Below are 3,243 nucleotides of genomic sequence, written 5' to 3'. Positions count from 1 at the left end.
TGGTCATTCTTATTCACTTCACGCTAAAGCGGGCTCGTCTGAAGACGAGGGGTTTCATCCAAGGCGTGGATACTAAAGCTATGCCTTCGCGGGTGCGCATGCGGATGAGGTCGGCTTCGAACTCAGCGAAGGTGGCGAGGATGTTGAAGAACATCTTTCCCATGGGGTCTGTTGGGTTATAGGTGGATGCGCCGAAGGCGAGCTTGGCGGTATTGCCAACTTATTTTGTTCGGCTAGGAAGGTAACCTGCTTTGGACGGATTTCAGATCCTCGTATCCCAAGAAGTGGACGTTATTGTTTTGTCAGGATACCTGCGCAAGCTTGGGCCAAGAGTTCTTCGTCACTTTCGTGGAAGCATCCTGAATGTTCATCCTTCGCTGCTTCCCAAGTTCGGTGGCAAGGGTATGTACGGTGCCAATGTTCATCGTGCTGTCCTATGCGCGGGAGAGACTGAAAGTGGCGCAACGGTGCACTTGGTTGAAGCCGAATATGATAGCGGCAAAACAATCTGCCAAAAGAGGATCTCTGTCGCTCCGGATCAAACACCGGGCCATCGTTGCCGACAAGGGCTATGACAGCAATGCTAATCGAGAGGCTGCGCGAAAGGCTGGGGCTGTCCCAGTCATCCCTTACAAATCAAACCGGCGCGACATTCCCAGGCACTTCGCCAAAGCGCTCTATAGGGGCCGCGCACGCATCGAGCAAATGATGGGGAAGCTCAAGCGATTTAAACGCGTCGCCCTGCGTTGCGAGAAAACCGCCAGAAACTTCCGCTCCATCGTCGCAATCGCCGCGGCCTTCATCTTGATCAAATCCGTCCACACGGCCTAAGCAGATCGACTCTCAAAGAATTCTAACTGAAATTGAAAGTGTTGGTGGGGAAATCTGGTCAACGCATCGTTTTCACAATACCGGCCATGACATTATTTCTCTCATCAGCACAGGCGGAACGTTGGAGAACCCCGACGGTTCAGTCAACAATGCGCTTATTCCTCCGTTTTTGCCGACAGAGCATCTAGACAAACTGCCCTACACAAAAGAATTAATCTATTCCTTCGGGACACCTCCTCATCGAACCCGTTTTACGCTGATGCTCCCGGGGAGCAAAATTACGCCGCATCGTGACTTGCAACCGAATTGGTTTAACAAGGTTCGTGTGCACATTCCGATACAGACGCACCCGGATGTGACGTTTCATATCTGGGAAGAGGACGAAACGCTGACACCGGAGGACCGTACAGACGTTCACTTCTCCGCGGACGGTGCATGGGTTTTTGATACCTGGCGTGTCCACGCCATTACAAATTTCTCCGATGTTCCCCGTATTCATCTCATCGTGGATCTGGAGCCACGAGGTGACTTGTATTCATTGATGTTTGATGGAATCGATCGCAAGAAAATCGATCAGACTTTTTCCTATCAATATCCGTCAACCTATACGACTGACCGGGAGACGCTGGAATGGTTAACCGCCAAACAGCCGGAAATAGGCGTTGCACTCTGGAACACCGTGGTGGTGGACAAGAATCCACAGGTTGGCAGGTACCAGTATGCCACGGAGTTTTGGAACTCCTGAAGGACGCGCCGGTAAACCGGGTATTACGTGAAAACCAACTGGGCTGTTCCGAAAGGCGAACAGCTCAGTTTCTGACGATTGGCCAAATATGCCCTCCAAGCTGCAAGAATCTGCTTCGCTGTCTCTTCTTCACTCAACCAGCTGGACACTTGTTCATGTTGTTCTGTTTTCCCTGGCGGCATTGGCGGTGAAATCCCTGAACCAGTATGTCCCGGTCTCCGGGCAGATCTTTTTTAGGTCGGCAGTTGCCGTCGCCATCGTTGTTGCCACCTCCAGAGGAGCTGTTCTTTCTTCTCTTGTCGGTGAGGAGAAGAAGCTCCTTTTCCTAAGGGGTGTTCTCGGCTTCATTGGTCTTTTCGGGGCGTTTTATTCCTTCACCATCCTTCCGATCGCGATCGCTATGACGATTATCGGAACGACGCCTCTGTTCGTGATGGTGTTTGGTGCCGTCGCTCTGGGAGAAAAGATTAAACCGGATATGATCGTTTACGGTCTAGGCGTGGCGGTCTCGATCTTTTTTGTCGTTCAGCCTGAGAGCGTCAGCGTCGCAGACTATGAGGATGTTTCTCTTATTGGGGTAGCCATGGCTTTCATGAGCAGTATTGCTGCCGCCCTCGCATTCACGACCGTGCGCGCGGTTGTCCAGAAGGTCGGGGTTCAAGCCGTAGTCTTCTGGTTTGCCGGCGTTTGCCTGGTCGGCTCGCTTATCTTTGACGGTTTTCCGAGTTACGTGACCGACATTCCCACCCATGCGCTTTTCCTACTGGTTGCACTGTGCGTGCTTGGTGTGACGTCGGACCTTGCCAAGACCCAAGCCTACAAGTTTGGCGTCGCCTGGTATGTGAGCTTACTATCGGTTCTGTCTGTTGCCGTCTCCGGACTCTTGGCTTGGATGTTCATTGGACAGACGATCTCTGTGGCTCAATGGATCGGGATATTGTTTATGATGTTGTTTATGGCGGCGGCGATCCATCGCTCGCGCGGGCGCTAGCCCGTTTTATTCATGAGCAGCTCTGTTTGCTTTGCAGGCATGGCAGGCCATGTTGCGCCCCGGTTGAGCTGGGACTTGGTGGTGCGCGTTTGATGTTGAAGGTTGTGGCTCTTGGGGCATCGGTGCCCCGACCTTTATGGCGGCGTTGTTGCAAAAATCCAATTTGTGCCCTACCTGAGCGTCGCTGTTTCCTTTCAGAAGTTTTGTAAATGCCGTTCAAACACCACGCCTCCCGCCGTCACAAGATTGCGAAGTCCAGGCATCGTGTGACGAACTGGCCCGAGTATAATGAAAGCCTGCGCCACCGTGGGGATGTCACTGTCTGGGTTGATCAGAGCGTGGCGCATGACTGGGGCGTGGCACACACCGGCAAGCGGGGCCTGCCGGGGACATACTCCGATCTTGCGATCACGGCTTATCTGGAGCTTCGCACTGTTTTCCATTTGGCCCTGCGGCAAACTCAAGGGTTCGTCCGCTCATTGTTCAGGCTGATGAAGCTGGAACTGGCCGTTCCCGACTTTACGACACTCTCGCGCAGAGCCGGCCGGCTTGCGCCTTTGCCCGCGGGCAAGATCCGAAGCGCCTGTTTCTCTTGACCTGACAGACGACATCGGTAAGCCGTCGGCCGTGCCGGATCTTTTGGACCAAATTGACGAACCCGTGCACCGCTTTCTAG

At 53.4% G+C, this 3,243-nt stretch carries 5 protein-coding genes and 1 pseudogene; 5 read left to right on the top strand and 1 reads right to left on the bottom strand.

The window, feature by feature from the left end; all coding sequences use genetic code 11:
* Positions 1-13 precede the first annotated feature (13 nt).
* Positions 14-193: pseudogene (locus Q0835_RS29545) on the bottom strand (recombinase family protein); the annotation flags it as partial.
* Between the two features lie 91 nt (positions 194-284).
* Here Q0835_RS29545 and Q0835_RS29540 point away from each other — a divergent pair.
* The 5 genes from Q0835_RS29540 to Q0835_RS29520 all read left to right on the top strand — a co-directional run bounded on the left by Q0835_RS29540 (position 285) and on the right by Q0835_RS29520 (position 3,163).
* Positions 285-575: a formyltransferase family protein gene (locus Q0835_RS29540; protein ID WP_298967005.1), complete on the top strand. Its 291-nt coding sequence runs from the start codon at positions 285-287 to the stop codon at positions 573-575.
* The gene (locus Q0835_RS29535) at positions 490-831 is read left to right on the top strand and encodes a transposase (RefSeq protein WP_298967003.1); all 342 of its coding nucleotides are present in this window, start codon (positions 490-492) and stop codon (positions 829-831) included. The genes Q0835_RS29540 and Q0835_RS29535 overlap by 86 nt, the downstream gene beginning before the upstream one ends.
* A 121-nt stretch (positions 832-952) precedes the next feature.
* Entirely contained in the window at positions 953-1,576 is a 624-nt protein-coding gene (locus Q0835_RS29530) for an aspartyl/asparaginyl beta-hydroxylase domain-containing protein (protein WP_298966999.1), read from the top strand.
* A gap of 88 nt (positions 1,577-1,664) precedes the next feature.
* Positions 1,665-2,567, top strand: a complete 903-nt coding sequence (locus tag Q0835_RS29525) for a DMT family transporter (protein WP_298966997.1) — start codon at positions 1,665-1,667, stop codon at positions 2,565-2,567.
* Between the two features lie 209 nt (positions 2,568-2,776).
* Positions 2,777-3,163, top strand: a complete 387-nt coding sequence (locus Q0835_RS29520; protein ID WP_298966994.1) for a transposase — start codon at positions 2,777-2,779, stop codon at positions 3,161-3,163.
* Positions 3,164-3,243: the final 80 nt, after the last annotated feature.

The organism is uncultured Roseibium sp. (genome assembly GCF_947499295.1).
Lineage (GTDB): Bacteria > Pseudomonadota > Alphaproteobacteria > Rhizobiales > Stappiaceae > Roseibium.
This window is presented reverse-complemented; position numbering and strand designations above follow the sequence as displayed.

Bases quoted from the DNA above. Each gene is read 5' to 3' on its own strand.
- Q0835_RS29535 (WP_298967003.1), top strand. From the start codon at position 490: ATGATAGCGGCAAAACAATCTGCCAAAAGAGGATCTCTGTCGCTCCGG.
- Q0835_RS29525 (WP_298966997.1), top strand. From the start codon at position 1,665: ATGCCCTCCAAGCTGCAAGAATCTGCTTCGCTGTCTCTTCTTCACTCA.
- Q0835_RS29520 (WP_298966994.1), top strand. From the start codon at position 2,777: ATGCCGTTCAAACACCACGCCTCCCGCCGTCACAAGATTGCGAAGTCC.